The following is a 26998-nucleotide window of genomic DNA, read 5'->3' as shown; positions in this document are numbered from 1 at the left end:
CGCTGGGACGAGAGCTTGGCAAGGTCGTGTGTAATGCTGTGAATGCTTCGGCAAACCACGCTTCCTAGATTGACCTGTCGGCTCTGGATCTGATGGCATGGTGTGGCGGCCTTCGCGCTGACCACGGACAGAAGCATGATCCTGGCGATGAGATATCGTTCAGAGGGGACTTGACGAACGAGGGCCCATTACAGAAGCACTACTTTGGCAGAAGTGAACGAGGCGGTTTGAGGAGGAGGTAGCGGCGGTAGCGTCAGCGCGGGCCGCCATAGGTTGGATGCTCTTGCGAGCGCCCGGCCCAATCAGGCCTGTAATATAGGCCGGGCACATCCGACGTCGCGTCTTGTTGCCCAAGCCTTCCAGATACGGGCAAGTCACCGTTCCAGATCTGCCTGCCAGTCGCCGTCCATTGCCAGCCTCCATCAAAGCTGGCTCCCCATGAATCACGCATTCAGCGCCATGGGAATCCCAAAAATTACGATTCTGCCAAAGTAGTGCTAGCTTTTCTGCCGCCGGGCGGCGACGATCTGAGCGATCTTGGTGCCGACCTCCGCCCGATTGCGCGTCAGCTCGTCCTGCGTGGCACGCTGCCCCCGGTCATAGGTCGCGCGGACGCGGTTGACCGCCTCGGCAAAATCGGCCTTGATGACGTGTAACGGGCGGTCATCGAACAGGGCATGAAAATCGCGCGACAGAATGACTTGGCTCGATCCTAGCCGGGCATGCTCAAGGAGGATGTCATCAGCCGGCAACAGCCCGCGCCCCAGCCGGGCAATGCCACCGAAGCCGAACTTGATGCGCCTGGCCCTGCACAGCCCAGCCAGGTGGTCGATTAGGCCTCCAGCAAGCACCTCGAACATGAAGTCCAGCCCGAGGGCCAGATGCAAGTCGTTCAGCCCGATATGGACCTCGTCGATGCCCGGAACGCTCAGAATTTGTCCGGCGCGTCCCAGTGCCTGGGCCGTTTCCAGCAGCAGCGAGAGGCGTGCCCTGCCGTTCAGCAGCGATGCGAAGGTCTGGACCTCCTCTGCGGTCATGAACATGGGCAGCATGACGATCTCTGCGCCGCGCGCGACGACCGCATCGATCTCGGCGGCCGATCCGTCATGGATGGGATTTATGCGCACCATCAGGCTGGACCGCGTCAGTCGGCGGCGGACGAAATCGATATCGTCGAGGCTATGGCTGGAGATGAGCGTATCCAGGTGGCCCTGCCGCTCCTGCTTGCCGAGAATTTCGAGATCGACCATGATGCGGTCGACGCCGGCGGTATCCGCCGCTTCGACATGGGCGGCGCGGTTTGCAATGTAGATCAGGTCCATTTCAGGTCTCAAAAGACAAAGGAGGAAAAGATATTGTCGAAATTCTCGCGGGCCTTGATGAGCCTGGTCGCAGTTGAGGCCGGGTCCAGCTTGATGATGGCGACATTCGGCAGAATGAAGGGCGGCTTCATCACCACCGAGTAGGATCCGACATTGGAATAGTGGACGAAATCCCCGACGTCGACGGGACCGGGATAGGCCCGCGTTAGGCAATCCCCCTCTATGCAGGTATAGCCCACGATGTCGGTTCCGCAGGCAGGCCGATCCCTGCATGCGCTGTCCGGGCGAACCACTTCGAGCGGCAGATTAGTCTTCTTGGCCGAGGCGGAGATGTTGAAGATCGACCCTTCGACCGTCGCAAAGCGGGTGGCGCCGATCTGCTTGACGTCGACGACACGGGCGAAGAAGTGCAGGGTGTCGGCGACGAGCGCGGTACCCGGCTCGATGAACAGCTTAGGCCGGTCGGCGCGATCGCCATAGGCCTGGGCAATGGGAAGCGCCAGCGCTTCGGAATATTCCTCGAAACTGACATGCTCGACGCCGAAGCTCTGTTTGAGCTCAGCTGGCATGCTGCTGAAATAGCCGCCTCCCAAATTGAGGAATTTCGGCGGCTTATCGGTGAATATCTGGGCGCTCAGTGCCAGCATCATGGCGACGCGCGTCCGATAGCCGGCCAAATCGCGATCAGGGAAATGGCAGTGCAGGCCCACCAGTTCGACATTGGGGAGGGCCGCTATGGTGGAGCGCGCCGACTTGAACGCCTCGCCATCGATGTCGAAGCCGAAGCGCGAGACGAAGGCGGAGCGCAGTGGGAAGTTGCAGCGCAGAGCCACCTCTATCCGCTGGGCGGGATTGGCCCGTGCGATTTCGACCAGCAGGCCCAGGTCGCGCATAGAATCGAGATTGACTAGCGACCCACCGAGCAGGGCGCGACTTATGCAGCGCGCGGACTTCATCGGCCCGTTCAGAATGATTCGGTTCTGCTGGACACCGACCCTTTCGGCCAGCTCATACTCCATTTCGGAAACGACTTCGGCGTAGCCGCCTAGCCGGTCGACAATAGCGCACAGGAACGGCGTGTAGTTGGTCTTGTAGGAATAGCCGATCCAGGTGTTGTCGTAATGGACCCGGAATGCCGATTGCAGATCAAGGAAATTCCTCTCGAACAGCGCGTCGTCGAGGACATAGAAGGAACCGCCTAATTCCCGGCTATACTCATCCACTTGGCTCCAGGTCGGGCGGGCAGGCGCTGGACGGGAATGTGCCATTGAAAAGCTTCTCTCTGGGATGCGCCCGAGGCAGCACTCTGGACTACACTGACATTTGACCGATCCGGCGCATGGTTCGACGGTTCGGAGCGACGGCTAATCGACGCGCCTCGCGGGAGGCTACGCGGCCTTGGACTCTCAATACTAGAACCACATCCTTTCGGTAAGCGAAGAATTCGATTGTTGCCCGCAAAAATGACGATAGAACGGTTGTTGTCGGTCGCATGGTGACGGCGGTAGCAGAGAGTCATAGATTTGCGAATTGAGGCTGTGCGCGCGTGAGAAAAGCGATTTCGAGATATTGCCGAGGCGTCGAGTACCTGTTGCGCTACGTGTTCATTGAGTGTCCACGGGGACTTGATTTCTCGATTCGGAACAAGGCCAGCGGGATTACTCTGCCGGGTAACCACGGCTACGCCCTGACGTCCAAGGCGGCGCTCAAGAACATGCTCAGGCACATTCCACATGCCGGCAAGAGCCTCATCGACATCGGTAGCGGCAAGGGCGGAGTCATCTGCTTTGCCTATGAACTTGGCCTGAGCACCTGCCTGGGCGTGGAATACGAAGAGCACCTGCACAGGATCGCCGAGAAGAACATCGAGCGGCTAGGATATAGGGATCATGTGCGGTCCGTACGCGCCGATGCCCGGAATTACCAATCCTATGCGGATTTCGACACCTACTTCCTCTTCAACCCGTTCGACTACGACATCTATGCCGACGTCATAAACAGCATCGTCGAGCAGAACCGGAATGCCCAGAACGTCAGGCTGCCGAAATTCCTCGTGTGCTACGGCGACGCCAATATCGAGGCGGTGCATGCCACCAATGCCTTCTCGCTGCTGATCGAGGAACGCTGCCCCTATCGCGGCAATAATTTCAGGATTTTCGAACTCAAGATGTAGACCGCGCCGACAGGGACGAGCTGGAGATCCGCTAGTCGGCGGCGACGGCTGGCGGCTTCGCTTCAGATTGAAGCCCCCGGTTGGCTGTGCTAGGGCCAACGTCCTCAGGAGGGGAATCCGTTGCGTATGTCCAGCTACTGGCGAACCGTGGCGTTTGTTTTTTCGGGCACGGCCTTTGCGCAATTGTTCCCGCTGCTGGGATCACTGCTTGTCGCGCGGCTCTATGTGCCGGCCGAGTTCGGGACATTCATGGCCTGGCTAGGCATTGCCGCCGTGACCGGCGTGTTCGTGACGGGCCGCTTCGAGATGGCGCTGGCGCTGGTGGACGATGGCCCACGGCGAGCGGAAGCGGCCACGGCTACCGTCGTTACGACGATGCTGTTGCTGTCCCTTGTCGCTGCCACCGGCGCCATTGCCTATCCATTCGTGGTAGGGCTACTGCCGCCGATACCGCCGGGTCTTGTCTGGCTCTTCGTTCCGGCAGCTGGCGCCTTGGCGGCAACGCAGATCTTGCAAGCCTGGGCCGCCGCGGACGGACGCTTCCGCGCGCTCACGGTGATGCGCATCACACAGGCCGCCAGCATTACCGGCCTGCAGATCCTTGCCGGCTTGCTCTGGCCCTCCGCGACCACGTTGGCCATTGCCCATGTCGCGGGCGTGGTGGTTAGCGTCGCCGTGATCAGCTGGCAGTTTCCCCTTGGTTGCCTCCAGGAGGGGCGGCATTCGGTCATCCGCTTCTGGCGCCGCTACCATCGCTTCCCGCTCTTCGCCCTCCCTGCGGACACCATCAACACCGCCGTCGTGCAACTGCCGCTGGCGATCCTGGCGATCCGTTTCGGCGTCGAGACGGCCGGCTATGTGGCGCTTGCCTTCCGCACGCTCGGTGCGCCGATCTCGCTGTTGGGCACGGCCGTCCTCGACGTCTTCAAGCGCAGCGCCTCCGAAAGCTGGCGCACAATCGGCTCCTGTCGCGGTCCCTTCATCGAGACGTTCCTGGTGCTCTCGGCCGGCTCTGTGATCGCGACCGTGGTCTTCTGGTTCGCCGGCCCGCAACTCTTCGTGCTGGCCTTCGGCGCGCAATGGCGCGAAGCCGGCGTCGCCGCCGTCATCCTATTGCCCCTGTTCGCGCTTCGCTTTGTCGCCAGCCCCCTAAGTTTCACCTTTTACATTTCCGAAAAACAGCATATCGACCTTATCTGGCAATTGGGTCTTCTGGTCATGACGTTGGTCAGCCTGAGCGCCTTTGGGCACTATGAATCGACACTGAGAGCTTATGCGCTCGGCTATGGTTTGTTTTATGTTGTCTATTTGGTGCTGACATTTCGGCTCAGCGCAGGAAAGCAAACATGATCGTGATCTTCGACTATGACATCGGAAATCTTGCCGCTGTCGCCAACATACTGCGCCGCATCGGCCATGCCAGCACGATCACCGCCGACCCCGAACTGATCGAGAAGGCGGACCGCATCATCCTGCCCGGCAATGGCCATTTCGACACCTGCATGAAGAACCTTCGCGCCACCGGTCTCGTGCCGCTGCTCGAGCGCAAGGTGTTGCAGGAAGGCACGCCTCTGCTGGGCATCTGTGTGGGCGCGCAGGTGCTCGGCACGAGCAGCGAAGAGGGAGACGAGCCTGGCCTTGGCTGGCTTGACATGACTGTGCGACGGTTCCCCCGCAGGCAGGGGCTACGCGTGCCGCATATGGGCTGGTCGGAAGTGAGCAGGCCGATGCCCGATCATGCGCTGGTTCAGGGGCTAGACGAAGATGCGCGCTTCTATTTTGTGCATAGCTATTACTTGGATCCGAGCGAAACCCTCGGCGTGCTGCTGCAGGCAGATTACGGCGGCCCCTTTGCCGCAGGGGTCGTTCACGAGAACATAGCGGGGGTGCAGTTCCATCCCGAAAAGAGCCACCGCTTCGGCAAGACGCTACTCGCAAACTTCGCACGGGGTGCAGCCTAATGTATCGGCCCCGAGTTATTCCGGTACTACTGCTCTGCGGCCTGGGTCTCGTCAAGACGAAGAAGTTCAAGGATCCTATTTATATTGGCGATCCGATCAATGTTGTGCGGATTTTCAGCGAGAAGGAGGCGGACGAGATCATCATCCTCGATATCGAAGCCTCCAAGGAGGGCCGCGGGCCCAATTTCGAGCTGATCGCGGAAATCGCCGGCGAGTGCCTCATGCCAATGGCCTATGGCGGGGGCATCACCTCCTATGAGGAGGTACGCAAGCTGATCCGCTCCGGCGTCGAAAAGGTGGTGATCAATTCGGTCGCCGCGACCTTGTCGACGCAGGTCATAACCGAGGCGGCGCAGGCCTTCGGCAGCCAGGCCGTGGTCGGAGCGATCGACATCAAGAAATCTCTGCTCAAGGGCTATCGGGTGACGGCCAAGTCGGGGACAATCGAGACCGCGCTCCAGCTCGAGGACCACGCCCGGGCGCTGGTGGCCGCAGGCGCTGGGGAAATCCTCATCAACAATGTCGATGCGGACGGCACCATGGCCGGGTTCGACGAAAAGCTCATTCGTCGCGTTGCCGATGCGGTAGACGTGCCCGTCGTAGCCTGCGGCGGCGCCGGTAGCATCGACCATCTCGTCAGCGCCATTCACGAAGGCGGTGCCTCGGCCGTCGCCGCTGGCAGTATTTTTGTATTCCACGGCAAGCACCGCGCCGTTCTGATCAATTACAATCCCGAACAATTTGCACGCATTTAAGCAGACTCGATGATATTAAAAGCTGCACTGGTGGTTGCGCTTCTGTTCGTAACCTACCTGAATTATACGAAGATATTGTATGGCATGTATTCGCACATGGGCCTTTCCGATGTTCCCATCGGACTTGACTACATTGTGGTGTGCGTGTCCTGGGCGGCGCTTGCGGTGATGTTCATTCCGAGCAGAATCCAGAGGCCATCGGATTTCTTCCTGCTGTTCTACAATCTCATCTGCTTTCTCTGGGGTGCGATTTTCTGGAAGATAACGGGCCTCATCAATTATGAGCTCATGCTGGTCTTCCTAGCGCTCCTGACTGCGCCCAACATCGTCTTCCTACTGCTTCGGGGCGTGACTGACGACCTCGTCAGCCGTTTCCTTCCCCCTATCCAGCTCGGCAGCGGGTGCATGAACATCCTGCCGCTGTCCCTTGTCGCCATTGCCGGCGCATTCCTGGCCTCTCATGTGCTAGATGGGGGGAGCTTCGATTTCGATGGCGTATATGACCGGCGCCTTGACGCCCGTGTCGTCCTGGCCGCCAATCCGCTGGCCAATTACGCCATGAATATGGCGACGAACGGCGCCGTTCCCTTGCTGGCATTCATCGCCGGTCACCGCAGGTCCTATGTTTCGGCATTCATCGCCATAGCCTATGTGGTGCTGATTTACTGGTTGGTAGGTCAGAAGTCGCCAATCCTCAATGTCGCGGTGTTGGCTTGCGTTGGACTCGCTCTGCGCGAGCGGCGCGTAGGAGACAATTTCGTTCCGCTCATCCTCCTTGCCGGCATCGGCGGCTATAGTCTCTCGCTGCTGCTCAATGAAGTCAGTGGCAGCACGGCCATCGCCGATGTCGTCCTGCGACGCATCTCCGTCATCCAGCCGCAGGTCCAGGCCTATTATTTCGACCTTTGGGTCCATTCCAGTCTTCGCGAAATGCTGCTGGGCGTCGACAGGGGAACCTATGCCGACCATACGTTCATGGTGGGCGGCATATATTTCAACAATCCCGCCGACAACGCCAATGTCAATGCATTTATGTATTCCCTGGTCAGTGGCGGGCTGGTAGGCTACCTGATTGCGATATTATCCGTAACACTGGTCTTTTCCGTTTTTGACTCTTTCTTCCACAAGACCAGGAGAGTCGAGTTCTATGGACTGGCCGTTCTGTTCGCAATTTTGTTGAGCGAACAGGCTTATACCACCAGCCTGCTGAGTTCGGGCATCGCCCTCTGCCTTGTGCTGGTCATGCTTTTCTCTTATCCATAACGCGAACGACCAGGTCCACTGATGGCCGGAAAGGACGAATGACCGCTACCATGTATCAACGGTGCACGCGCTGCGTGATGGACACGTCCGACCCCGAGATTACGTTTGACGAAGACGGTGTGTGCAATCACTGCCATGGGTTCGACCGCCTGGTCGGAACACAGTGGTTTCCGGGCGAAGATGGCGCGGCTAGGCTCGAAGCCATTCTCGACGAGATTCGCTGCGAGGGTCGCCGCAAGGAATACGACTGTATACTCGGCCTGTCGGGCGGTGCCGATAGCTCCTATCTCGCGATGAAGGCGAGCGACTGGGGGTTGCGACCGCTGGTGGTGCATGTCGATGCCGGCTGGAACTCGGAACTGGCCGTGTCCAACATCGAACGCGTGATCAAATATTGCAATTACGACCTGCATACGCATGTGGTCGACTGGGAGGAGATGCGGGATCTGCACTTGGCCTATCTCAAAGCGGGTATTCCCAATCAGGACGTTCCCCAGGATCACGTCTTCTTCGCGACCCTGTATAATTTTGCCACGTCGAACGGCATCCGGACGATCTTGTCGGGTGGCAATACGGCGACCGAGGGCGTCTTCCCCCAGGCCTGGCATGGCAGCGCCATGGACGTGATCAATCTCAGGGCGATTCACCGGCGCTTCGGCACGCGGCCGCTCAGGTCCTATTCCACCATTGGCTTCTGGGAATATTACTTCTGGTATCCCTTCGTCAAAAAGATGCGCACCGTGCGTCCGCTCAACTACATGCCGTTCAACAAGGCGGAAGCCATCGCCGAGATGGAGCGGACCTTTGGGTACAAGCCCTATGACCGCAAGCATGGCGAATCGCTGTTTACCAAGCTGTTCCAGAACTATTACCTCCCGATTAAGTTCGGGTACGACAAGCGGCTGCCGCATCTGTCCAGCCTGATCGTCTCGGGCCAGATGACCCGCGACAAAGCGCTGGCGGAACTGGAGAAGCCTCTCTACGACCCGTCCGAGCTGGAGACCGACATCACCTATCTTTGCAAGAAGCTGCGTATCACGCCAACCGAGTTCCATGCCATGGTGGCCGGGCCGAGCCATCGCCATACCGACTTTCCGACTTGGGAGTCGCGTCGCGCCGTCGCCAAGGCCGCCCAGAACTTGCTCGAGCGACTGACCGGCCGGAAAATGACGGTCTACTCGTAGATCTGGGGGCGACAATGGGTGTTGGGCATTCTCTGGAAACAGGCGGCATAGACTTTATCGCGTTTGTCAGGGAAGTCTGGCGGACGAAGTGGACGTTCCTCGCGATTTTCTTGGCCGCCGCCGAGGGCGTTCTCGTCGCCTATATGCTGGTCGGCGACAACAAACAGGCGGCGGTGCCGCCGTTGCACTATGCAGCCTATTTCCGCTTCAACATAGACCCCACTCTGGATTCCTTCGACATGAGCAAAGATCAAATCCTTACCCAGCTGTGGGAAATCCTGCCAAGCATCGACACGTACGGCCTAGCCAACGAGCGGGACCTCGTCACCAGCGACATCCTCCCAGACAACCGTTTCGCCGTGCTATCGTCGAGCGATCTCTCGGGTCGCGTCACCCTGGATTTGATTTCCGGTTCGCCGGCTCTCGCCGACCAGATCTACGCTGAGTTCGTGGAGGCCGCGCGCCTGCAGTTCGAGGCGGCCAAGATCCGCGCGGCGAACGAACTGGCGACCCTCAGGGACCTGGCGACTGCATATGACAAGCGTAGTGAGTTCCTGGCGGAACGCCTCTACAAGACCATGCGCTTCCTTAATTCCGCCGCCGTACGGTCGGGATCGTTCCGCTATGTCGATTTTTCCCCGATCCAGCATTTCGCCCCCACTGTGATGATAGAGAGACAGCGGAACGCGACTTCGCCCGCCAAGCGATCAGTCATCATCTCGGTGATCCTGGGCCTGATCTTCGCTTCCGTCTTCGTCATCGTGCGCATGGAGATCAAGAGGAGAGGCCGCCTTTCCGCGGACGGGCCCTCGTGAGCGCCGCCCGACGCGCCCCGCCGGATGTTCCGGCGCGGCGGCGCCAGCGGATAGTACACATCTGGCGCCCGGCACTTCCCACCGCCGGGGCCAATATCGTGTGTATTGCATATGCGAATAGGGCCCCGACATCGGGCGCGCGGCCGGGTGGCAGCATGGGTTGCCTTTCATCCAGCCGATGAGCATAAGTGACGCCGGCTATCGGTAAACATTACGTAGATCGGGTTCGACCAGTATGAAGGTTACAATATTTGGTAGTGGTTACGTCGGGCTGGTCTCGGGCGCCTGCCTCGCAGACGTCGGTCACTCAGTGATTTGCGTAGACGTGGACGTGCAGCGTGTCGAGACATTGAAACGCGGCATCATCCCGTTCTACGAGCCGGGGCTCGCACAAATCGTCCGGAACAACATGGACGCGGGCCGGCTCCAGTTCACCACCGATTCCGAACTGGCGGTGAAGCACGGAGTTCTCCTGTTCATCGCAGTGGGGACGCCTTCCAATCATGACGGGCGCGCGGATCTCAAATATGTCCTGGCTGTGGCGAAATCCATCGGCGAGCATATGGACGACTACAAGGTCGTCATCGGCAAATCGACCGTCCCGGTCGGCACCGCCTCCCTAGTTCACGATACGATCAGCCAAGCGCTCGATGCCCGCGACAGCAGCCATATCTTCGACGTGTGCTCAAATCCCGAATTTCTCAAAGAAGGCGCGGCCATCGAGGACTTCACCCGCGCCGCGAGAATCGTGATCGGTGCGGAATCGGAGCGCGCCATCACACTGATGCAGGAATGCTATGCGCCCTATAATCGCAATCATTCCAAGATGATGGTCATGGGCATCCGGTCGGCCGAGCTGACCAAATATGCCGCCAACGCGATGCTGGCCACCAAGATCAGCTTCATGAATGAGTTGGCCAATATCTCCGAGCTCCTCGAAGCTGACATCGACCAGGTGCGACTGGGTATCGGCTCCGATCCGCGTATCGGCTACGACTTCACCTATGCCGGGGCGGGCTATGGCGGGTCGTGCTTCCCAAAGGACCTGCGCGCGCTGACGGGCAGCGCCCGTGATGTCGGCTACGAGCCCGAGCTCATCAGCTCCGTGGAAGCGGTCAACAACCGCCAGAAGCGGAAGCTCTTCTCGAAGCTCTCGTATGCTCTGAACGGAAACCTCTCCGGCAAACGCATCGCGGTATGGGGGCTTGCGTTCAAGCCGAACACCGACGACATGCGCGAAGCTCCCAGTCGAGTATTGCTCGAAGAACTTTGGTCGGCTGGAGCAATAGCTCAGGCTTTCGACCCAAAGGCCATGCCGGAGTGCAGGCAGATTTATGGCGATCGATCTGACTTGAAACTCTGCGCATCGCAGGAGGAGGCTCTTATTGAAGCAGACGCCTTAGTTATTTGCACGGAGTGGAACACGTTTCGAACAGTAGATCCCTCCGTATTTGTTAAGAATTTAGCTGAAAAAGTAATTGTAGACGGCCGGAATTTATTCGATCCTAATAATATGAAATGCGCGGGAATTAAGTACCTTTCCTTTGGGCGACCTAGTGGATTGATTCCGACGTTTGGTGCCCGCGGCTAACGGCTGCGATGGTCTCGTGGGATCGGTTCTCCACACGAACGGTCGAGGCTGTGGGTTGTGCTCCTCGATAAAGCGGTTGATGGCGGTCTGGAGATCGGCGACGGCGTAGAAAACAGCATACTTCAAGCGAAACGTTTGAGGTCGGCGAAGAAACTTCTACGGCATTGAGCCAGGAGCAGAGCGTCGGCACAAGACGGAAGCTCCAGCGCGGATTCCTGGCCAACCGCGCGTGCTTTGGGCTGCTTCCTTCGAAGCCGAGAATCTCCGTCTCAAACTCCTTCAGCCGCTTGACCTGATCGCCCTTCAGGCCGCCGTATTCCGACCGCCAACGATAATATGTGACTTCCGTCACGCCTATCGATCGGACCGCTCCCGCGACCGATTTGCCCTGCGAAGTCAGTACATCAACCTGCCGCAACTTCGTGACGATCTCTTCCGCACCTGTCTCTTTCTGGCCATTTCCTAAGTCCTCCATCGGCTCAAAAGCCATATATAAGGGAGGACCACTTTTCAGAGGGGAGTCTATTTGGCTAGTGATGCGACAGCTTATCGTTCAACAAGACCGTCAATGAACGTGGCAGATGACGCCGCATATCCAGCACGGATGTGCGAGGCATCGTTGTAGAGAGGCTTGCCATCTACAACGACGGGGCAACGATCGGGCCCACAAAGGAAGTCCAGCGGATTAATCAGCGTTGCGCCTGCAAGAGCAGCCACCTTTCCGAGGTCCGCCATCGACTCCTCATCTTCGGCTTCCGCCCTCATAACAGACCAGTCCGTGATCGCCTTCCGCGCCAGAGTCAACGGCTCGAACCTCTTATCCATCGGCGGACGACCAATCAGGAACACTTCCTTGCCATCGCTGATTAGAGCCTGGAGGTCCAGCGCGAACGATTGCCCCTGCTTGGTCAATTGGCCATCGACGAAGAATCTTGGCCAATCGCCGGCGAGAACAACTTTCACCACCGCATCGCTACGCGCGACTTCCATTGCCGCCTTGTAATAATCTTGGCAATTGATGTTCTCCGGTCCGCTGACAAGATCGTATTTCGGTATCGGCGTACAGTGATTTCGAGAGATGTAAGTCGTAGAGAGCAGGGGCTTGGGCTCGTTGGCATAGAGCCAGTCCACGCGAGGATAGTACTGTCCCATTAGGCTGCTGCCTATGAAAAGCACGTTCTGCTTCTGCCGGCCAGCGAGATAGTGGACGTCAACGATCTTGCCGTGAACGAAACGCGTCGCGACGTACTTCCAATCGCGCCGTGCATCGGTGGCCTGTTGGCCCAGTTGCGCCATCCGTCGGAAGGGGACGCCATCACTGGAGTAAATGTGGTAGCCCGTTATGCCGACCACAGCCATAACGACTAAAAGGCCGACCACCTTGAGACCGCCGTGGCTAGATCCCCGTAGTCGTTTCTCTATAAAACGTGTGCTGATCCAAGCCAACAAGATAGATGCGGCGACAGCTACCACGCGATACCCTCGGTTCGGCATTTCTCCTTCGACAATCCGTCCAAAAGAGAGCAAAGGCCAATGCCACAGGTAAACCGGAAAACTGATTAGCCCCACCCACACAGCCAGCTTGTTTGAAAGGATCAAGCGGTTGCTCCAGGCAGATGGACCTGCAGCAATAGTCAGAACGGCGCCAACGACCGGCAGCACGGCCCACAGACCGGGGAAGCCCTCGGGCCTGATGATCACAAAGCCCAAGGCCAGCAAGCCCGCACCACTTAGCGAGAGCGTATTTGCGACGAAGGCTCCGCGTTCAACGAAGATGTTTGGTCGATACAGTGCCACCCATGCAAGCAGGCTCCCTGCCGTCAACTCCCAAAACCGGGTCTGTGGTGAATAAAAAGTCCCGATCGCGTCCTGCCGTATGTTGGCGACGTTTAGCGAGAGCGAAACCGCCGCAATCGTGATGGCCACGAAAGCAAGATTGAACCGGAGCTTCCATCCCAACCACACCAGGAACGGCCAAACGATGTAAAACTGCTCCTCGATGCCGAGGCTCCAAAGGTGCAGTAAGGGCTTTGTTTCACCAGCGTTGTCGAAATACCCAGCTTCAGTCCATAAAGCGATGTTGGAGATGAACGCCGCGCCCGCACCAACATGCTTTCCCAATTGGGCGTATTCGTCGCTGAACAGTACAAACCACCCAAAAGTAAGACAAGCCAACATAACGATGATCAATGGCGGAAAAATTCTTCGGATACGCCGCGCGTAAAACTCCCGAAAGCCGAACGTCCCACGGTCCAAATTCTCGAAAATGATGGTCGAAATTAGAAAGCCGGAAATGACAAAAAAGATGTCGACACCGATGAAACCGCCGGGGAGAACTGTGGGAGAAGCATGGAACGCGACGACCGAGAGCACGGCAACAGCTCTCAGCCCATCGATATCTGCTCGATATTTCGGATGGGAAAATCCTCTCCCTGCAACCGCCGAGCTTTCGGCCAGCGGTTCAACTTGTTTCAGCACGGTTCGCCTCGCATTGGATGCGCCAGTGTGGCAAGCGATAAGGGCCACCATACCTCCCGTATTGCCGCTTCACCGGTCAGCGTCAAGGATGATGCCGATCCGAAATTGGTAGCGGCGTCCGTGCCTACAGCAATCGCTGCGCCCCTCAGCCAAACCCGGCAGGTATCGCCGCTGAATATATCTCGGCCATCTACTCCGCGCCGGCTGTCGTCAGATGACCATCAGCTTGATCCGCGAACGACCACTGTGGAACGCTAGGATCAGATGGGGTATTCAGCTTGAGCTCATCTTTCAGAATTTTGGATAGGGCTGCTGCGCTTCGGGCTGATGATAAGCGTGGTTTGTTCTCCAACAGCCACAAACATCAAAAGGGAAGCGCAGCATGCGATATTATGCGGGTTTGGACGTCTCTTTGAAAGAGACCTCTATATGCATTCTGGATGAAACGTGCACGGTTCTGCGGAGCTGAAAGTCCCAAGCCTTCCGGAAGATCTGAAAAGCGCGATGCAACGAAGGCGACAGCGGTAAGACCGACACGTCACATTGCGCGTTTCATGCTGCTGGCCGCATATACCGGGGCGCGACGGACCGAATCGAACAGGCACCTTTCGTGAAGGACGAAGGCCGTCCTTGGTTCGAACTGGAAAATGGCATTTTTTACCGGAGTTGGGACGGGGAACTTGTCCCAGACAACAAGTGAGCCGACCCGACCCGAATCGCACTGCGACTGCTGGCCCACGTGCGACGCTGGCACAGGAACGGTGCCCGATATCTCATCGAATGGAATGGTAAGCCTGCCGGCACGGCCTCGGCGCTCTTTCGACTGCTCAAGAGGGTGATCCCGAACGATGCGGAACGGGACGGCCTGAACAACATGCGCTCCGCCACACGACGACAACATGGCTTATGCAGGCAGGCGGCGACACCTCGAAAATCGCCGGATATCTGTCCGTCGGTGAGCGGACACAAAAATCATTACGGTTTCACCACCCGGATTTTCAGGGGAGGTTGATGACGCTTTTACGTCCGGCTCGGGGGCCGAATCCGCTCCCGACTGGATAAGGTCGCGGCTGCGACCGCTGCCGACAATGCGCTGACCGCGGATCGACTACGGGCATTGATCGACCTCATAGACGTGACGAATGGGCCCCTGGAACTGGTGCCCGTGATCGACGGGATAGTGGCAGCGGAACTGATTATGCTCAGGGAGAGAATCAGGCGCGCGGCACGACCGGGAGACTGGACAGATGACCGCAACACCACTCAGGCAATGTTTGCCTGAGTGGTGTTGCTACGGCAAATCGGACATCACGACCCGCAGCGAGTTAGTCCGAGAGCTGCACTTTCTGGCTTGCCGCTTGCAGACGTAAGATTTCTTATGCTGCAGCAACGATACTTCATTCGCGGGTGAAAATCGGGGGTTTCTGGAGTGGCAAGAGAAAGAGCGGGCAGTCTGAACTAATAAGGCCGCTCGAACAGCAACGCCCTTACATAAGCGCCAAGAAAAATGGGTGTCGTATACATGAAAATAAATTATCTCCAAATATCATGTGATTAATTTGGCGCATCTTAGCAGTATTCAATTTCATTGATATTGGCTATCCTTAGTATTAGTTGTGATAGTGAGATTCGACATGCGAATAAACTTGGTATATACTCTTAATATTGCTTCTGACATTTGTCATGGCATAGGCCAAAGGCCGGAAAGGGTATTATCATGACGCATTCACAACACCTCCTCGCAAGCGCAGCTCACGTTCCTCTTGCTGTTGCACCACAAGAGGCTGCGGACACGCCTCCGCAGGAGACGCGAGCGACGGGCGCACGCACGAAGAAGGTCAAGGAGCCAGGATCGGCGGACACGCTCGAGGAACTGGGTGTCCCCGCCGGCAGCATTCAGGTGATTAAGGAATGCGAAGTCATCCTCGCCGGCTCCGACCGCGTCGATGCCGAGCAGGTCTTTGTGCGGGGCGCTGCGCTGGAGACGGCGAGGAAGGAGTTCGCGAGCCAGGAAGCATTCGAGAAATGGTCCAAAAAGCGTTGCGGGCTGTCCCGGCGCGCTGCGGAGAATTACGTCAAGGTTCATCAGAATCTGAGCGGCTTTCGCGCACAACTTGTCGAGAGCAACGTGCAGCGCGTGGCGATGTACGCGCTGAGTTTGGCTCCAGCCGACAAAATCGAAGCGGTGGTAGCAAAACTGAAGGCCGGCGAGCGTCCGACGGTAGCGGAGGTCAAGGCATTCGTCACCGACGGCGCCATCAAGCCTGTTTTGCCCGAGGCAGCGAACGTCGCCGGCTCGGAAGGTCTCAAGGCGTTGATCCGCGAAAAGACGAACCTCGGCGTGCCGATCCTCATCGACCACCTCGCCGAAATGCTTGAGATCGCACAGACGGCCGCTTTGCGGCACGCCGCCGGCAAGCGTTTGATCAAGAGCACGCTGGTCGAGGAGTTTGCACATCGTGCGCGCCGCGCCAGGGCTGAACTGGTAAATCTGGCCCTCTATCTCGCGCCACCCTTTGCGAACGACCGTTGGAGGTCCGATCCGGCAGAGTTCCCGAAAGACAGTTCGTGGTACAACTTATCGAAAATTCTCTACCGGGCCGGTGGCACCGTCGAAAATTGGCCCAAGGGAAATTTGTTCGAGCCTTGGTTCATTCAGGAAGTCCTGCCCGCCTTGCAATGGGCGGTTGGACCCAAGGTGGCCGAGGCGATGGCCAAGGCAGTCGAAGTCAAGCTGCAACCGGTCGCGGAGCCGGACGACAATAAGCCGGGACGCACATTGACGCCAAAGGGGGTAAGTGGCCCGGCGATCAAGGAGGCGGGGGCCGATGTCCAGAATGCCACCGCCGCGAAAGCCGTCACAATGAAACTTGGTCCTGCGAAAGCGGAAAAGGCCACCACCGGATTGATCGGAGGCTGGACCCCAGCTGAATTCCTAAAGGCCGCGATCGCGCCCAAGCGGGCAGCGAAGGCGACCGGCAAGGGCGAGCTTGAAGTTTCGGCGCCGGTGAAGGAGGGTGATGGCCCCACATCGACCCGCGCCAAAACAAATGGCCGCAAACTCAAGAGTAGCCTTGCCGATACACCAGCGTTGCCATCTCCAGAAACTTCACCACGTGGAAAATTCGGGCCGCCGTCTTTCATGAAGGTTCGCGACGACACGTCAGGCAGTTCGCCGGATATCGGCTGATCTCGTCTCATCGGCAATCCAAAATCGAGGCCCTCGCCATAAAGCGGGGGCCTCTTTTTTTGGGACGGCATTAACCGGCGCGCTCATTTCCGTCTTTCGCGAAGCCGGATCGAAGAACCGATCAAGGTAATGAGGATCCCTTTTTAGGCTCCCCGTTTGCAATCGATCCGCCGTACCGACCTGCATTGATGTTCGTGCTTGATGGCCTGGCATCCTTGCCCCCGGGCCGAAAGCGCCGTTTGGGTGCCTACTATAACCGGCCGTACTTCCGCGACCTACCTGAAATCGAACGTGGGTGGCTTGGCGGAGGCTTTTGGCAAGTCGACCCACTCCCCGATTTGTGGCTTGCAAGGCCCTTCCTCACGATTGCGAAGGAAAGCCAATCCCGGCTTCTCCACGAGGAAGCACCAAAATGGATTACGAACCTGAACTCATACCACAATGCCTTGCCCGGTTCGCCGACGTACCGCACCGAAATCGAATCGCGCAGGAGAGGCTCTTTGAACTCGACAATACCTTCAGCCTGAAAAGCGTGACCGGTCCCGGGTTCATCCAGCGGCTGATCGATGCGCGCGCCGAGATGTCGGCCCCGGCGAACAGCCGCAACGTTCTCGCGATGCAGTTGGCGCTTGTCCGGTTCGAGCGAGAACTGGCGGCCTTCGAGATCGAGCTTGACCGGCTGGATGCAAAGCTGCGCCCGAACCGGTCCCGGTAACAATCACATCCCGCAGGCGATTACGATCCGCCTCGGTTCATTGGTCGCGGGTCGTTGCAACCCAAGAAAGATCCTCGTGAATTCCCGAGCCCGAAATTAACCTTGCGATCGCGTGGATGGGCCGCCGCGACGATTGTGGGCTCCGGTCTGTTCTGGATCCGTTCATAAGGCTCCCGTTCCGGCGACATCCGGGACAAGTCGGCCTCCGCCGGTGCTGTGACACCGACGAAGGCCTGACCCGCAACCTGGTTGAAAGGTCTTGGGCTATGGCGAGCACTAACGTCTTTGGTTCCGTCGGGAAAGAACCATCTTCCGAGCTGAAACCGGCATGGCCGCATGCTGCCGCCATCGCCAAACTCGAATCCGACTTCGGCCGTATGGTCGACAAGGCCATCGCTGCGATCCTTTCCGGGGATACCAGGCCGGACGCCGTCTTCGGTGACTATGCCGGCCTTGTCTCGATGGCCAGGTCGGTGTCATTCCACGAAGGCAAGTTGCTGGAATGGGGCATGATCCGCATCGCCGCCTGCAATCCGGATCTGCAGGTGATGCCACAGGACAAGCCAATGCCGGTGGTGCCTGCGGCAATCGAGTTCCTCGAACGCAACGAGTGGAGTTCGCTTGAAGGCATCAGGCTGCGTTCCGAGGTGCATTCCAAGAAATCCTATACACCCGACATCGTCATCGTGAACCGGAAGCACCATTCGGCCCTCATCATCGACGTCAAGCGGTCGCTCGCATCCTATAGCGAACATCGGCTCGATACGCTGCGCAGCCGCATGATGGCGGTCGCGCTGATTGCGGCGGACTGGCTCTATGTCGAGCGCAAGGCACCGCCGGTATCGGATGTCGGCATTGCCATCGTCGACGGTTCGAACGAAGCAAGCGATCACGACAAGGGCATCTTCGGTCTTTGTGAGATCGACGACCTCCTCGAAATTACTGGTGCCGGCGAAGCGATGGCCCATTTGCGGTCGATGTTTGCCGTTCGCGTTCGCGAGGAACTTGGTCGCCAATGCAAGGACGTACTCAACTTGATCGATCCGGCCCGTGGTGACCTGCATCGCGATGCGGTCCCTGGGTGGCCGGAGCCGGATGACGCCGACCCCGACGATGCTCCCGCAATCGGCTCAAGCAGTACGAGTGGCAACAAAAGCCGGGGACGGCACCCGTCGCGGATCGACGAACGGGTAAGGGTCGGCTTCGCCCGTTCTCGCGCCAGCCCGTGAAGCAGGCGCTCTGGTCGTTGGCGTCCAGCGGCACAGCCTTCCTGCCCATCACTTCCATTGCATCGAAACCGCCTTGCCGGCGGCATGGAGAAGTATTGTCATGAACCCTCGTCATTCCCGCCGCTTGTCACGGGTGCCCCTTGCCGCGTCGGCTGTCGGCAATGTCCGCGCATCGCGTAGTGTCAGCGCTGCCACGTCAGGGGATATCGGCCCCTATATCTTTCCCGAAACCCGCAACCAATCCGGCATGAGCGCCGATGCCTCGTCTTATCCACCGGCGCCGATGACTGCAGGTTCCGCGCAACCGGACCCTTGCGACACTCTAACGAGCGCCGATAATCGGTCTGCCGACCGGGCCAACACCGCGCACCAAGCGTTTGCCGACTTGGCCTGGAAGATGCCCAAGGCGGATCCGACGCTCGTGCCCATCGAGCGGTACCCGCAATCAGACACGCCGGGCGCCACCGATACGCTGCTGGGCCTGCTTGGGCACAGCAGGGAATGCAGCAAGCTTGCCAAGGCCGGGCGGATCGCATCCTGCGCGTGCCGCACCACACCACTGGACGATCCCGCCGTTGCCGTCGGACTGACCATGCATTTTGCCCGCACGGCAATGGCGCGGGGCATTCCCATGCCGAACAGCATCGTCAGCCTTCTCGAGTCACGCATTCATGAAGGCGACCCGGCTTGCCGGATTGTCGGCCAATGGCTCGAAGAGCGTGGCCTGCGCGGTATCACATGCTTCCCGACCAAAGGTGATGCGTGATGACCTCGCGTTTGGGCAAACATTTCCTGCGGCGGTTACGGCGTGCTTGCGAAATCGTCGCGATCGACCGCGCCGTAGAGACCGGGATCCTTGTTACCGAGACGCGCATCATCGGCAACCGCGAGGTTCGGATCTTCACACCGGGTCCGGCAGTCGACGGAAAGTCGGAGATCGAGATCGCGCGAATGCTTGAGCGGCGTAGTGGCGGGACATCCGTTTCCGATCGGGCCAACATTGCCGACCTCGAAGATGAGAACCAGTTCATGCTCTCGGACGAGGGCGTGCTCGTTTGTTGCGCCGTCAAACAGCAAGCGCCTTCTCCGGCAGGAACCCGCCGCACGAAAAAACTCGACAAAGCCGAGCGGCAAGCACTCATCCGTCATCTTGTGCGCATGGTCCGCCGGTCGGCCAATCCGCCAAATCCTGTTGATGTGGCAACCGTCCTCATGGTCGCCGAGGTCGTGGATTCCAGTTCCGTCCGGCTTGACGATGCTTTGCGGCCCTTGAAGTTCGGATCGCCCATCGTTGCGATCACCTGCGAGGTGACAGGATTCGGACAGCGGCTCGTCGATCTTCTCAGGCGGGGCATCATCCTTCCGGGCAAGGTGGCGACCTGCAGCGACGTTGATATCCTGCATGGCAACCGAATCCGGTTCGAGCACATCGTTGGCCCCGCAAGGCGGATCATTGTCTTCCATGGCAAGAAATACGACGCGGACGACGTTGAAGCGCTGGAGCAGCGCATCGGTTGGGCGGCGCAAAGTTCCTATCCAATCCTTGGCGTCGCTGAGACGGTGGACTGGATACCTCGGACATTGCGCAAGGCAGCACAGATGAACCTGGTCTGCGGTGGGCTTTCGGAAACGATCGTACGCGAGACGCTGAAAACGGTCATCGGCAACGCGCCGGAAGGTGCGGTCCACTACGGCGACTATCGCCATCTTCATCTGTCGGACTTGGCGGTTGCCATTCGGCCCGGCGTGTCCGCTTATCGTGCCCTCGATATTCTGGATGGTTTGGCCGAAGCCCGCACCCGGGAGGCAAAAGCCGGGAAAGGCGGGGATGGAGGCTCCGGCACGTCTCTCGGACAAAAATCCTCATCCGCGACAAGCGTCGCGAAAAACGGCCGCGGCAATCCGGGCTCGGGCAGCGAGATCATCGAGCCGGCGGACCCAACAGACAACGGCAAGGATCGCTTTGTCTTCCGCGTCGAGACCCTCTCCGGCTACGGCGAGGCGAAGGACTGGGCGCTTGGCTTGAAATCCGACCTCGTCCTTTGGCGGGCCGGAAAGCTGGCCTGGGAAGACCTGAGTACGAAACTTCTGCTCAGCGGCCCTCCCGGCACCGGCAAGACCATTTTTGCTCGCGCTCTTGGCAACACGCTCCAGGTCCCGCTGATCGTCAGTTCGGTCGCGTCCTGGCTTGAGCCAGGCTATCTGGGTGACGTGCTCAAACGCATGTCGGCGGCGTTCGCCGAAGCCGAGGCGCACAAACCCGCGATTCTCTTCATCGACGAATTCGACGGCATCGGCCAACGGGGCACAACAGGCGATTGGGTCTCGTACTGGAACAGTGTCGTCAACCGGCTGCTCGAATTGCTCGACGGCGCCGCAAAAACCGATGGTGTCATCATCGTTGGAGCAACCAACAATGCCGCCATAATCGATGCGGCACTGCTGCGCTCCGGCAGGCTGGAAAAACACATCGAAATCCCAAGGCCGGATACCGCCGCTCTGATCGGCATCCTGCGTCATCATCTCGGCGACGATCTCGATTCCGTTGTCGACAGCGCGCCGCTGCAATTCCCGTCGGATGGTGCGACTGCGGAAAGCACTCCGGCGACAGACCCCGAGTTGCCGATCACGACGGGCAACGGGAACCCAGCTCCCGCAAAACAAACACCCACACGTAAGGAGGCGCTCTGATGATCATTTTTGATTCCGGCAAGGACGGACAGTCCGCGGCATTCGAGTTGGAGTTGGCAGGCCTCGCGGCACTCTTCGCCGACTTCGAAAAGATTGGCCGCGGTATCCCGCCCGAGCATCTGGCGGGGGATGCACCGATCCTTGATCGTTGGATCGGTGCCCAACGTGCGATCCCATGCCTCGTGGGTCTGTCGACCGGTCACCCCATCCTGACGGGGGAGGCAAGGCCGATCACGACGTCCGATCTCTGGTTACTTTCCAAGGATCGCCGGTGGGCGAGGACGATGTCCCGCTGGTATCGGCTCGGTCATCCAGGAGGAAGTTCTTGGCGTGCATCGTGAAGCGTTTGATCGGACCGATGTCTGGCCATGCCGTCACCGCAGCACACCGCGATGGTGAAATCGAGCACGAATATAATTTACGCGCATCCGTCCACGTTGGAAAGAAGAGTACATGACCAATTATGACCAGGCGACGCCACCCGGGGCAACGGCGCACAATGTCCTGCGCAAGCTGGCGGTCAAGGCAAACGGGCTGACCGGCGCCGACATCGAACGGCTGGCACGAGAGCTGCGTCAGAAAGCCCGCCGTGAAAACCACGCCATCACGTTTGCGGACATTGTGGCCACCCTGGATTCGGCAAAGCCAAAAAAGTCGGCGGCTCTACGCTGGCGTATGGCCACCCACGAGGCCGGGCACGCAATCGCCGAACTTGTCATCGGCATCCGCGAAGTCACGATAATTACAATCGACGCCCCGGATGGTAACGGGTTCGTCGAAACCAGGGTCCCAAAAACTCCGGTCCTGACGGAAGAATTCCTGGATGCAATATTGATCGCGACCCTCGCAGGGCGTGCCGCGGAAGAAGAGTTGCTTGGAACTGTCGTTGCCGGATCAGGCGGAACGCCGGACAGCGATCTCGCCAAGGCAACCGAACTCGCGCAGGCCATGGAAACGACCATGGGCTTCGCACAGGATCGGCCGCTGCTTTATCGTTCAGTTGCCGATCGCGCATCGCTGCTTGTCCATAGTCCCGCGATCGCCGAACGCGTCAATGCCCGCCTCGAACTGGCCTATGCCAAGGCACGGAATGTCATCCGGCAGAACCGGAAGCCCCATTATGGGCTTGCCAAGGCCCTGATGGTTCATGACACGCTGGAGGGACCCGAACTGGAGGCCGTGATCCGACAGCTCGGCGAGCTTGCCTATGTCAGTCGGGACCAGAAAGAGGATCGCAAAGGGGCAGCGCCGGGTTTGCAGAGCTTCCATAGAGGCTCCAGCGAAAAATAAGTCGAGGCGACGCGCATTGGGCTACGCACAGGTCGGGCCAACGTCCGTGCAAGGCAATCCACGTCGAAAAAAATTGCGCTATTCCGATTCACCATCACCGTGTGCCGATTCAGAGCTGGATGACGCCGATTCCAAATTCTGGAATTGTGTTACGATGACAAACGGCGTGCGCATTTTTTGGGCGGAAGGGTCTCGCACACCGATTCGCCTTGCACGCAACTTATCGTGCATCGAAAAGATTTACGGTAATTCGATTCAGCGCCGCGGAATAACGATTCAATCCGTCGGGCAAGCGATTCTCATTGCCGTCTCACCCGCGAATAAACGACGTTTGTCGTATGCATGGGCGGCCGCCAGACTTGCCTGATCGAAATCAGGGAGTTTGGGCGGATGGCACAGTCACGGCGCGAGAAACTGGACCGGCAGCGGGAACGACAGCGCGTGGTCCGCGCAACAAGACGAGCCGAGCGAAAGCCGTCGCGCGACGACATCGCCCGCATCCTGTTGCACTGGGCCATCGTCGAGAACCTGCGGCGCGGCCGCGAGGAAGAAATCTTCCGCTTCCAGAAATTCATCACGGGCGAACTGGTCGCTCAGGGGTTCGACAGGCTCGCCTGCGACAAAGCCTTCGATGAACTCGTCGACAAATACGGCGCCGGATGGGCGTTTCAGCGTAAGCCTCACCTGCACGGTGATCCGGTGAATGAAGCCACGGCGACCGATTAGGCGATACGCTCCCATCCCCGGGATTGATCACCACGGATCGGCACGGTCGGGCAGCGCATCAAACGCCGTTCGTCACCAACCTGTCCGCTTCCCCCCATTACTCGGTCAAACGCCGTTTGGGTTTGAATCTCACGATTGCCCTTGGGCCGTCATTTCGGCCGCCGCCCGAAGGTGCGCCTGGCCTGCCATAATTTGTCAAAATCGAGACCCTGGAAGGCCGAAAAGTCCACGTCCTCCATCAGGTCGGAACAGGCGATGCTTCGCGCGCGCACTTCGCTGATCGCCTTGAAGCCGTAAAGGTCATGTTCGTCGGTCAGATGATGGCCGGCCTGGAGCTTGCGGTCGCGAGGATCGACCTTGTTGTCGCGCATCTGGTCGATATTGCCGCCGCGCAACGAGTGGAAAACCTCTTTGCGCCTTTCCTTGACGCCTGCTTTCTTGAACAGCCGGCCCATATACGAACTGGCGCTCTTGCTGGGGTCGGCGAGACCGGTGAGTTGCGGAAACAGGAAATTCCCGCCCTGGGCCTGCGCCCATTCGACAAAGCCGATCTCGCGCAGGAAGTCATGCAGGACGAAGAACGTGGTGCTGGCGTCGGTCTTGATCGGGACGCGCCGCCAGCGGCCTTCCTGATCAAGCTGGATGCCGGAGGTCTGGGCGACCCAGACGCCTGTATATTTCTCGCGGACGTCGTTTCCGGTCAGGTGGACCAGCAGGCCGAGGCGGCGGCCGGTCAGATGGCCAAGCAGCGGCAGCATGGCGTCGTCCATCAACCCTGACGCAACGCCCGTCCTGAAGATGCGGCTGATCTGGTCGGAGCCGAGGGGTTCGGCCGACTCGGGCGGCGCGGCCGTATCCGGATAGAAGAGCCGTACCCCCGCGAACGGATCCGGAAAATCGTACTCGGTCATCTTCCGGCGCACGAGCGTCTTGACGATCGAGACGTACCCGTCCTCCATCGCCTTGCGCTTCAGGGGCTTTGCCCTGAGGTCGAGGTTGGCGGCGAGGATTTCCCGTGCCGTCTTTTCCTTCGGCCTGTCCCTGACATAGGCGGGCCAATGTGTCAGGAGGTATACATAGGCCTGCAGGTCGGCCCCGGTATAGGTGTCGACCGGATGGTCGCCGATCAACTCGATGAACAGGTTCGTCCGCATCCTGGCCGTGCCGATGTCCTTGTTTTTCTCGCCTACCTTCACGGCACGGGCTGCGAAATACTCGTCGGAAACCTCGCTGAGCAGTGGATGTCTCGACGGCTTGCGAACAACGGTCCGTCGATCGAGCTTGAAGGCGGGAATTTTTTTGCCGGCATCGTCCCGTTCCTCGGCATGGGGAAGCCCTGCCGTTTCGGGCACGTCGGCGCCTGGATGATGCTCTGCCGGAGAGGAGATCGCCGCTGCGGCCAAAACCGACGCGGCTGCGACAGCGTGCGGCCCGGCAACCATTGACGACGCTGCCGGTGGCACGGCTTGCGGGCCCAGGGGCATGGACTCCCCGGCGATCTTGGCGATCGACTGTGCCCTCATCAGTTCCGCGTTCTCGACGATGAGCGGATTGCCGTCCGCCCCTTTCGCCAATTCCCTGGCGAGGCTTACCAGCCCCCGGAAGCCCGCGAACGCCGCCTCCTGATGGGGCGGCGTCGGCGGCGCGGGTCGGGAGACGATGGAGAGCATGGCCTTGAGGTAACCCTTCACCTCCGCGGCCGCCAGTTCGGGACTGTCGTTGCTGAAGTCGGGCGGTCCCTCACCATTGTATTCGCCCGCATCCCCGAAGCCGTCGTTTTCCAATCTGGTCTTCCTCATCTGGTCGAAGCGGTTTCTGGCGAGTGCCGCCAGCAACTCTGCCTGGACGCGTGCTTCCCGTGCGGTGAGCGCGCCCAATCCCAGGCGCACGAACCGTGCACGCGGCCCCGCCAGGTCGCCGGGCAGTCTAATCTGAAAAAGATAAACGGAGCCTGACCGGACGAGATAGCGACCGGGAGAGCCGCTGGCCGCCACGTCCCTGGCCTTAGAGGCAGGCGCGTTTCCCGGCGTTGCCAGCGATGCGTCCGACGATACGTCGCGCGATACATTCAACGATACAGGCATGTGGACAACTCCCTTCCATGGGAGCCGCGAGGCGAAATTACGGAGCGGGATCAGGTGCTTGCGTTGAAAGTGGGTTCGAGTCCCGAGGCCCTGGCGGAGAGGGAGGGATTCGAACCCCCGATGGGCTTACACCCATGCCGCATTTCGAGTGCGGTGCATTCGACCACTCTGCCACCTCTCCGCGGGTCATGGTCCGCCGTTGACGGCGCGGCGCAGTAGATAACGGCTGAACAGCAACCTTACAAGGCCCAATATGTGCGCCCGCGATAATCCCTGCCCCCCGACGCCGGCCAGCCGCTTTCGGCGCGTCAACGCGCACCCCCTCCTCCATCTTCGTCACCGCCCTCGCCCATCTTCGTCACCGGCCTCGCCTTGACTTTGCCGGGGCCGGCGTCTATGGACAGCGCGCAATCGGCGTGGAGGCTTTCCGCGCCGCTTGTCTATTGAACCCGCAGACTGACAAAAAGACGGCCGAACCGTCCCTCTTTCGAGAGAAAGACGGTTCATCAAGGTCGACCGAACAGCGAAAGGCAAAAAATGTTCGCAGTCATTAAAACGGGCGGCAAGCAATATCGCGTAGCCGCCAACGATCTCCTGAAGATCGAAAAACTCGAAGCCAATGTCGGCGATATCGTCGAAATCGGCACTGTGCTTGCACATGGCGAAGGCGACAACGTCGTTTTCGGCGCGCCCTTCGTTTCGGGCGCACTGGTAACAGTCGAAGTCGTCGAGCAGGGCAAGAACCGCACGGTCATCGCGTTCAAGAAGCGCCGCCGGCAGAATTCGCGCCGCAAGATCGGCCATCGCCAGTTGCTCACCACCGTGCGGATTTCCGAAATCCTAACGGATGGCGCCAAGCCGTCGAAGAAGGCGCAAGGCAAGCCGATAAAGGCCGCCGCGAAAAAAGAAGCCGCCCCGGCAGCAACCGCCACCGCAGCGCCGCTGTTCACCGCGCCGGCCGGCGATGCCGACGATCTGGTCGTCATCAAGGGCATCGGCCCGGTTGCGGCCAAGGACCTGATCGCGCAGGGCATCACCACCTTCGCGCAGATCGCGGCCCTCACCGACGCCGAAGTCGAGACGATCGACGCGAACATGCCGTTCAGCGCCGACCAGATCAAGGACTGGCGCGAGCAGGCCAAGGAACTGGCCAAGAAGTAAGCTGTCGGTCCAGAACCGATATCTGACTTGAAACGAGCGCCAAGCGCGTTCATAAGAATTTGAGGCGCTTCGCGGCGCAAAGGAGTTAGACAAATGGCACACAAGAAAGCTGGCGGTTCGTCGCGCAACGGTCGCGACTCGCATTCCAAGCGCCTTGGCGTGAAGAAGTTCGGTGGCGAAGCCGTCATTCCGGGCAACATCATCATTCGCCAACGCGGCACCACGTGGCATCCCGGCGTCAATGTCGGCATGGGCACGGACCACACCCTTTTTGCGCTCGAAACCGGCGCTGTAACTTTTAACAAAAAAGCCAATGGCCGAACCTACGTGTCGGTAAATCCGACACTCAAGGCCGCGGAGTAGCCGGTTC

General features: G+C 59.3%; 23 protein-coding genes, 1 tRNA gene and 2 pseudogenes. 18 read left to right on the top strand and 8 right to left on the bottom strand.

The genetic code is table 11. The features are described from left to right. Window positions 1-258 precede the first annotated feature (258 nt). From ACX3P1_RS10080 to ACX3P1_RS10070, 3 genes and pseudogenes are all read right to left on the bottom strand, one after another. Window positions 259-423 (bottom strand): annotated as a pseudogene (locus tag ACX3P1_RS10080) (transposase); the annotation flags it as partial. Window positions 424-497: 74 nt separating this feature from the next. After that, window positions 498-1322 (bottom strand): aldolase/citrate lyase family protein, encoded by an 825-nt coding sequence (locus ACX3P1_RS10075; protein WP_459079432.1) that lies wholly within the window; start codon window positions 1320-1322, stop codon window positions 498-500. A gap of 8 nt (window positions 1323-1330) precedes the next feature. Next, window positions 1331-2590, bottom strand: coding sequence for a type III PLP-dependent enzyme domain-containing protein (locus tag ACX3P1_RS10070; RefSeq protein ID WP_459079431.1), 1260 nt, complete (start codon window positions 2588-2590; stop codon window positions 1331-1333). Between the two features lie 278 nt (window positions 2591-2868). Here ACX3P1_RS10070 and ACX3P1_RS10065 point away from each other — a divergent pair, with 278 nt between their 5' ends. The 8 genes from ACX3P1_RS10065 (at window position 2869) to ACX3P1_RS10030 (ending at window position 11064) form a co-directional block, all read left to right on the top strand. Next, entirely contained in the window at window positions 2869-3495 is a 627-nt protein-coding gene (locus ACX3P1_RS10065) for an SAM-dependent methyltransferase (RefSeq protein ID WP_459079430.1), read from the top strand. A 126-nt stretch (window positions 3496-3621) separates the two neighbouring features. Next, window positions 3622-4845, top strand: a complete 1224-nt coding sequence (locus ACX3P1_RS10060) for a lipopolysaccharide biosynthesis protein (RefSeq protein WP_459079454.1) — start codon at window positions 3622-3624, stop codon at window positions 4843-4845. After that, entirely contained in the window at window positions 4842-5456 is a 615-nt protein-coding gene (hisH, locus tag ACX3P1_RS10055; RefSeq protein WP_459079429.1) for an imidazole glycerol phosphate synthase subunit HisH, read from the top strand. Before ACX3P1_RS10060 ends, hisH begins: the two co-directional genes overlap by 4 nt. Then, window positions 5456-6211 (top strand): AglZ/HisF2 family acetamidino modification protein, encoded by a 756-nt coding sequence (locus tag ACX3P1_RS10050; protein ID WP_459079428.1) that lies wholly within the window; start codon window positions 5456-5458, stop codon window positions 6209-6211. Before hisH ends, ACX3P1_RS10050 begins: the two co-directional genes overlap by 1 nt. 30 nt (window positions 6212-6241) lie before the next feature. Continuing rightward, complete coding sequence (locus tag ACX3P1_RS10045) at window positions 6242-7474, top strand: hypothetical protein (protein ID WP_459079427.1); 1233 nt, start codon at window positions 6242-6244, stop codon at window positions 7472-7474. Between the two features lie 38 nt (window positions 7475-7512). Continuing rightward, a complete protein-coding gene (locus tag ACX3P1_RS10040; protein ID WP_459079426.1) occupies window positions 7513-8658 on the top strand; it encodes an N-acetyl sugar amidotransferase in 1146 nt (381 codons plus the stop codon). Between the two features lie 110 nt (window positions 8659-8768). Beyond that, a complete protein-coding gene (locus ACX3P1_RS10035) occupies window positions 8769-9473 on the top strand; it encodes a hypothetical protein (protein ID WP_459079425.1) in 705 nt (234 codons plus the stop codon). A 235-nt stretch (window positions 9474-9708) separates the two neighbouring features. Then, window positions 9709-11064, top strand: coding sequence for a UDP-glucose dehydrogenase family protein (locus ACX3P1_RS10030; protein WP_459079424.1), 1356 nt, complete (start codon window positions 9709-9711; stop codon window positions 11062-11064). Between the two features lie 262 nt (window positions 11065-11326). Here ACX3P1_RS10030 and ACX3P1_RS10025 read toward each other — a convergent pair. Further along, a pseudogene (locus ACX3P1_RS10025) lies at window positions 11327-11539 on the bottom strand (transposase); the annotation flags it as partial. A gap of 71 nt (window positions 11540-11610) precedes the next feature. Beyond that, window positions 11611-13542, bottom strand: a complete 1932-nt coding sequence (locus ACX3P1_RS10020) for an acyltransferase family protein (protein WP_459079423.1) — start codon at window positions 13540-13542, stop codon at window positions 11611-11613. Between the two features lie 1717 nt (window positions 13543-15259). Here ACX3P1_RS10020 and ACX3P1_RS10015 point away from each other — a divergent pair. The 4 genes from ACX3P1_RS10015 to ACX3P1_RS10000 all read left to right on the top strand — a co-directional run bounded on the left by ACX3P1_RS10015 (window position 15260) and on the right by ACX3P1_RS10000 (window position 19442). Then, a complete protein-coding gene (locus ACX3P1_RS10015) occupies window positions 15260-16732 on the top strand; it encodes a hypothetical protein (RefSeq protein WP_459079422.1) in 1473 nt (490 codons plus the stop codon). 412 nt (window positions 16733-17144) lie between these two features. Next, the gene (locus ACX3P1_RS10010; RefSeq protein WP_459079421.1) at window positions 17145-17447 is read left to right on the top strand and encodes a hypothetical protein; all 303 of its coding nucleotides are present in this window, start codon (window positions 17145-17147) and stop codon (window positions 17445-17447) included. A gap of 266 nt (window positions 17448-17713) precedes the next feature. After that, window positions 17714-18676, top strand: coding sequence for a hypothetical protein (locus tag ACX3P1_RS10005; RefSeq protein ID WP_459079420.1), 963 nt, complete (start codon window positions 17714-17716; stop codon window positions 18674-18676). Between the two features lie 247 nt (window positions 18677-18923). Continuing rightward, entirely contained in the window at window positions 18924-19442 is a 519-nt protein-coding gene (locus ACX3P1_RS10000) for a hypothetical protein (RefSeq protein ID WP_459079419.1), read from the top strand. Window positions 19443-19477: 35 nt separating this feature from the next. Here ACX3P1_RS10000 and ACX3P1_RS09995 read toward each other — a convergent pair whose 3' ends face one another. Next, window positions 19478-20203, bottom strand: a complete 726-nt coding sequence (locus ACX3P1_RS09995; protein ID WP_459079418.1) for a hypothetical protein — start codon at window positions 20201-20203, stop codon at window positions 19478-19480. Between the two features lie 54 nt (window positions 20204-20257). On the opposite strand from ACX3P1_RS09995, the gene ACX3P1_RS09990 reads away from it, so the two are divergent. The 4 genes from ACX3P1_RS09990 (at window position 20258) to ACX3P1_RS09975 (ending at window position 23383) form a co-directional block, all read left to right on the top strand. Then, entirely contained in the window at window positions 20258-21367 is a 1110-nt protein-coding gene (locus ACX3P1_RS09990; RefSeq protein ID WP_459079417.1) for an AAA family ATPase, read from the top strand. Continuing rightward, window positions 21367-21708 carry a DUF6634 family protein gene (locus tag ACX3P1_RS09985; protein WP_459079416.1) on the top strand — a complete coding sequence of 114 codons (342 nt, stop codon included), beginning with the start codon at window positions 21367-21369 and terminating at the stop codon, window positions 21706-21708. The genes ACX3P1_RS09990 and ACX3P1_RS09985 overlap by 1 nt, the downstream gene beginning before the upstream one ends. 112 nt (window positions 21709-21820) lie before the next feature. Then, window positions 21821-22657, top strand: a complete 837-nt coding sequence (locus ACX3P1_RS09980; RefSeq protein WP_459079415.1) for an ATP-dependent metallopeptidase FtsH/Yme1/Tma family protein — start codon at window positions 21821-21823, stop codon at window positions 22655-22657. Window positions 22658-22999: 342 nt separating this feature from the next. Then, window positions 23000-23383 carry a hypothetical protein gene (locus ACX3P1_RS09975; protein WP_459079414.1) on the top strand — a complete coding sequence of 128 codons (384 nt, stop codon included), beginning with the start codon at window positions 23000-23002 and terminating at the stop codon, window positions 23381-23383. 149 nt (window positions 23384-23532) lie between these two features. Here the strand turns inward: ACX3P1_RS09975 and ACX3P1_RS09970 are convergent, their stop codons facing one another. Together ACX3P1_RS09970 and ACX3P1_RS09965 are read right to left on the bottom strand one after the other, a co-directional pair. After that, window positions 23533-25467, bottom strand: coding sequence for a hypothetical protein (locus tag ACX3P1_RS09970; protein WP_459079413.1), 1935 nt, complete (start codon window positions 25465-25467; stop codon window positions 23533-23535). Between the two features lie 91 nt (window positions 25468-25558). After that, a tRNA-Ser gene (locus ACX3P1_RS09965) sits at window positions 25559-25648 on the bottom strand. Between the two features lie 356 nt (window positions 25649-26004). Here ACX3P1_RS09965 and rplU point away from each other — a divergent pair. Next, window positions 26005-26628 carry a 50S ribosomal protein L21 gene (rplU, locus tag ACX3P1_RS09960; protein WP_459079412.1) on the top strand — a complete coding sequence of 208 codons (624 nt, stop codon included), beginning with the start codon at window positions 26005-26007 and terminating at the stop codon, window positions 26626-26628. Window positions 26629-26721: 93 nt separating this feature from the next. Next, complete coding sequence (gene rpmA / locus ACX3P1_RS09955; RefSeq protein ID WP_459079411.1) at window positions 26722-26991, top strand: 50S ribosomal protein L27; 270 nt, start codon at window positions 26722-26724, stop codon at window positions 26989-26991. The last annotated feature ends 7 nt before the right edge of the window (window positions 26992-26998 follow it).

The sequence above is a fragment of the Mesorhizobium sp. A623 genome (assembly GCF_054489405.1).
This window is presented reverse-complemented; position numbering and strand designations above follow the sequence as displayed.

What these genes read in the sequence shown, in the direction of transcription:
- ACX3P1_RS10075 (WP_459079432.1), bottom strand. Translation starts at nt 1,322, where the DNA reads ATGGACCTGATCTACATTGCAAACCGCGCCGCCCATGTCGAAGCGGCG.
- ACX3P1_RS10070 (WP_459079431.1), bottom strand. Translation starts at nt 2,590, where the DNA reads ATGGCACATTCCCGTCCAGCGCCTGCCCGCCCGACCTGGAGCCAAGTG.
- ACX3P1_RS10060 (WP_459079454.1), top strand. Translation starts at nt 3,622, where the DNA reads ATGTCCAGCTACTGGCGAACCGTGGCGTTTGTTTTTTCGGGCACGGCC.
- hisH (WP_459079429.1), top strand. Translation starts at nt 4,842, where the DNA reads ATGATCGTGATCTTCGACTATGACATCGGAAATCTTGCCGCTGTCGCC.
- ACX3P1_RS10050 (WP_459079428.1), top strand. Translation starts at nt 5,456, where the DNA reads ATGTATCGGCCCCGAGTTATTCCGGTACTACTGCTCTGCGGCCTGGGT.
- ACX3P1_RS10040 (WP_459079426.1), top strand. Translation starts at nt 7,513, where the DNA reads ATGACCGCTACCATGTATCAACGGTGCACGCGCTGCGTGATGGACACG.
- ACX3P1_RS10030 (WP_459079424.1), top strand. Translation starts at nt 9,709, where the DNA reads ATGAAGGTTACAATATTTGGTAGTGGTTACGTCGGGCTGGTCTCGGGC.
- ACX3P1_RS10015 (WP_459079422.1), top strand. Translation starts at nt 15,260, where the DNA reads ATGACGCATTCACAACACCTCCTCGCAAGCGCAGCTCACGTTCCTCTT.
- ACX3P1_RS10010 (WP_459079421.1), top strand. Translation starts at nt 17,145, where the DNA reads ATGGATTACGAACCTGAACTCATACCACAATGCCTTGCCCGGTTCGCC.
- ACX3P1_RS10005 (WP_459079420.1), top strand. Translation starts at nt 17,714, where the DNA reads ATGGCGAGCACTAACGTCTTTGGTTCCGTCGGGAAAGAACCATCTTCC.
- ACX3P1_RS10000 (WP_459079419.1), top strand. Translation starts at nt 18,924, where the DNA reads ATGAGCGCCGATGCCTCGTCTTATCCACCGGCGCCGATGACTGCAGGT.
- ACX3P1_RS09985 (WP_459079416.1), top strand. Translation starts at nt 21,367, where the DNA reads ATGATCATTTTTGATTCCGGCAAGGACGGACAGTCCGCGGCATTCGAG.
- ACX3P1_RS09980 (WP_459079415.1), top strand. Translation starts at nt 21,821, where the DNA reads ATGACCAATTATGACCAGGCGACGCCACCCGGGGCAACGGCGCACAAT.
- ACX3P1_RS09975 (WP_459079414.1), top strand. Translation starts at nt 23,000, where the DNA reads ATGGGCGGCCGCCAGACTTGCCTGATCGAAATCAGGGAGTTTGGGCGG.
- ACX3P1_RS09970 (WP_459079413.1), bottom strand. Translation starts at nt 25,467, where the DNA reads ATGCCTGTATCGTTGAATGTATCGCGCGACGTATCGTCGGACGCATCG.
- rplU (WP_459079412.1), top strand. Translation starts at nt 26,005, where the DNA reads ATGTTCGCAGTCATTAAAACGGGCGGCAAGCAATATCGCGTAGCCGCC.
- rpmA (WP_459079411.1), top strand. Translation starts at nt 26,722, where the DNA reads ATGGCACACAAGAAAGCTGGCGGTTCGTCGCGCAACGGTCGCGACTCG.